The following is a 2,470-nucleotide window of genomic DNA, read 5'->3' as shown; positions in this document are numbered from 1 at the left end:
GGAGCTTAGCACTGCCGTGTCTGTTTGACCGTTTATCTCGCAGAATTTTCAACAAAAATATCGAAATCGCTGACTTTTCAACAGAAAAAGGAGCTGCCCCAAAACTTTCGTTTTGCAACAGCCCCTTTAGGGGAGGAGTTGTATTGAAAAGGCTATCTCTAAAACCTCTTTCGAGGGTCTTGCAATCTTTAGGTTTTTCTTTCTATGGAAATCAGTATAAGGGAAACTTATGGACGAATCGTGAAGCAGCTGTTAAGAAATATTGAGATATCTGTTAAAAATCGATGACATAGGTCGTGAAATAAATTTCAGGAATAGGAAAGACGGGAGGAGCAGATCACGAAGATCTGCTCCTCTGCTTTATATATTATTACCACCAGAAACGGCGGCAGGGCCATCTTCGGCATCCGCGCCAGCCGCAGCGGCGATACCAGCAATTCCAGCACATAAGTTGATCACTCCTTTGGGAGATTGTATTTTATACTATGCGGGAAGAGTAAAATATGACTTTTTTGGTAAAACGAATTACAATAAAATAAAATAATGTAAATAATTACTGATTTTATAATATTTTTATACTATTTTTCAATATAATAGAAACGAACTTTGATTGATGGGGAATTGAGTCGTATGGAATATGCAAGAGATTTATTTTTCAACCTAACAATTTTAACGTCTTTTCTTTCTTTAGGGAATCAGTTCTTTCTGGAGGTATCCTCGTCGCCTGAGTCAACCCGGGGAAACAAAATATTAACCGGACTTGCCCTCGGCGTTCTCGGCTGTATTCTTGTGGTATTCGGAATTCCGGTTACTTCAGCCGTGCATCTTGACCTGCGGATGTTTCCGGTTATGATTTCGATTCTGTACGCCGGCGATCTGTCGGGAGCCATTACCGGCCTGACGATTGGCACTTTTCGAATTGTTTTTTTTGGATTATCGATGCCGTCAATTACAGCGTTTTTGGTGATTCTGTTTACCTTGCTGATCTGCGGAGCCGTACGCGAAATGTCGATTCGTCAGTTTACAAAATGGACCGTATCGACTCTGGCGTCATTTTTATTTGTGGTCAGCGTCTACACGTTTTTGATTCGGGATCTTCCTCTTTTAGGGAGGGTGATAAGAATCTATACCGTCAGCACCGTGATTTCCGCTTTTTTCCTTTACTTGTTAATGGAGAGCCTGATGCGGATGAACCGGATGTTCTATCGAACGAAATTTTACGCGGAAAAGGACGGGCTGACGGGGTTAAACAACGTCAGGCAGTTTGACGAACTGTTTAATCGGGCGGCGACGCAGGCGGAAAAAGACAGCACAAAGCTGTCGTTCCTCTTTATTGATATCGACTACTTTAAAAAGGTAAACGACACTTACGGCCATGCGGAGGGAAACAGGGTTTTAGAAGGACTCAGCGTTATTCTGCAGAAAAGCTGCCGCAGAATCGACCTTGTTTCAAGAAACGGAGGAGAGGAATTTTCCGTAGTTCTTCCGGACTGTCCGTTAGTTCAGGCACAGGCGGTGGCGGAACGGATCCGGGGCGCGGTTGAACAGCATCCTTTTTCGCTGAAATCCGGCGGATCCCTCAAAATAACCGTATCCATCGGCGTATCCTCATACCCTGAAAGTACCGGCAATGTCCACCAGCTTGTTGAACACGCGGATATGGCTCTGTATCGTGCGAAGCGGTCCGGAAGGAACCGCGTCTGTTTTTTTCGAGACAGCGATACTCTTTAACTTCTGTTCACAGGCCGGCAATCCCATATCGCCCTGATACCGGGTCCCGGAACAAAGCGATTCTGGGCGGATCAAAAGTAAAATAGGTAAAACAGAGGGCGATGACCAGAATCAGTGTCAGACCGATCAGATTGGAGTCTTTGATGAAATCCGGAGCTTTGTTCATTTTGAACCAGGCATATCCATACGCCGCCGCAACCCCTATGATAAAGGTTGCAATATCGGCCCAAAGATAATTTTTTCCTAAAATTCCGGTGTAAGTATAAAAAATTATGAGGATCGTAAGCATGCCGATCAGAATTCCGACGGCCTTTGCGGCGATAAAATTTTCTTTTTCCCAGCCAACAGGAAAATACTCCGCGGCCGTGAACAGGGTCATCGGTACAAAAAGCAGTTTCAAATGTTCCCAGGTGCTTTCATTTACCGGGGCGAATAAGCCGACAATTTTGATTTCCCCAGACCACTGGTAGACAAAATGAAGCAGGGTTCCAAGAACAACCGTTACGATAAAACCCGCGATTTCCCAATACAGGAATTCCCGTCCCATTGAAATCACTCTCCCTTTCTATGTCTCTATATATATGAAGAAGCTTACCGGGTTAGGATGGAAATCAGGAAAGGGGCTGTTGCAAAACAGCGCCGAAAAAAGCCGGAACAACCATACCAAAAGGTATTGGCTGCTCCGGCTTTTTGCTTTAGAATTTAGTTGTGACACAAAATGAAAAGCTCTTAGAGCATA

Annotated in this window: 4 protein-coding genes; 2 read left to right on the top strand and 2 right to left on the bottom strand. The window is 44.3% G+C overall.

Annotation, left to right across the window (positions count from 1 at the left end; translation table 11 throughout):
• Positions 1 to 266: hypothetical protein (locus ACLQ3M_RS04920; RefSeq protein WP_411676590.1), on the top strand; the 266-nt coding region annotated here is incomplete at its 5' end.
• Between the two features lie 42 nt (positions 267 to 308).
• Here the strand turns inward: ACLQ3M_RS04920 and ACLQ3M_RS04915 are convergent.
• On the bottom strand, positions 309 to 446 hold the full coding sequence (locus tag ACLQ3M_RS04915) for a hypothetical protein (protein WP_411676589.1): 138 nt from the start codon (positions 444 to 446) through the stop codon (positions 309 to 311).
• 184 nt (positions 447 to 630) lie between these two features.
• On the opposite strand from ACLQ3M_RS04915, the gene ACLQ3M_RS04910 reads away from it, so the two are divergent.
• Positions 631 to 1,731 carry a GGDEF domain-containing protein gene (locus tag ACLQ3M_RS04910; protein ID WP_411676588.1) on the top strand — a complete coding sequence of 367 codons (1,101 nt, stop codon included), beginning with the start codon at positions 631 to 633 and terminating at the stop codon, positions 1,729 to 1,731.
• A 7-nt stretch (positions 1,732 to 1,738) separates the two neighbouring features.
• On the opposite strand, the gene ACLQ3M_RS04905 is transcribed toward ACLQ3M_RS04910, so the two are convergent.
• Positions 1,739 to 2,278, bottom strand: coding sequence for a DUF6512 family protein (locus tag ACLQ3M_RS04905; RefSeq protein WP_411676587.1), 540 nt, complete (start codon positions 2,276 to 2,278; stop codon positions 1,739 to 1,741).
• Between the last annotated feature and the right edge of the window lie 192 nt (positions 2,279 to 2,470).

Origin of the sequence: Caproicibacter sp., from assembly GCF_046707225.1 — a bacterium.
Lineage (GTDB): Bacteria > Bacillota > Clostridia > Oscillospirales > Acutalibacteraceae > Caproicibacter.
Note: the sequence above shows the minus strand (reverse complement) of the source record. Positions and strands in the feature narration are given on the sequence as shown.

Bases quoted from the DNA above. Each gene is read 5' to 3' on its own strand.
- ACLQ3M_RS04905 (WP_411676587.1), bottom strand. From the start codon at position 2,278: ATGGGACGGGAATTCCTGTATTGGGAAATCGCGGGTTTTATCGTAACG.
- ACLQ3M_RS04910 (WP_411676588.1), top strand. From the start codon at position 631: ATGGAATATGCAAGAGATTTATTTTTCAACCTAACAATTTTAACGTCT.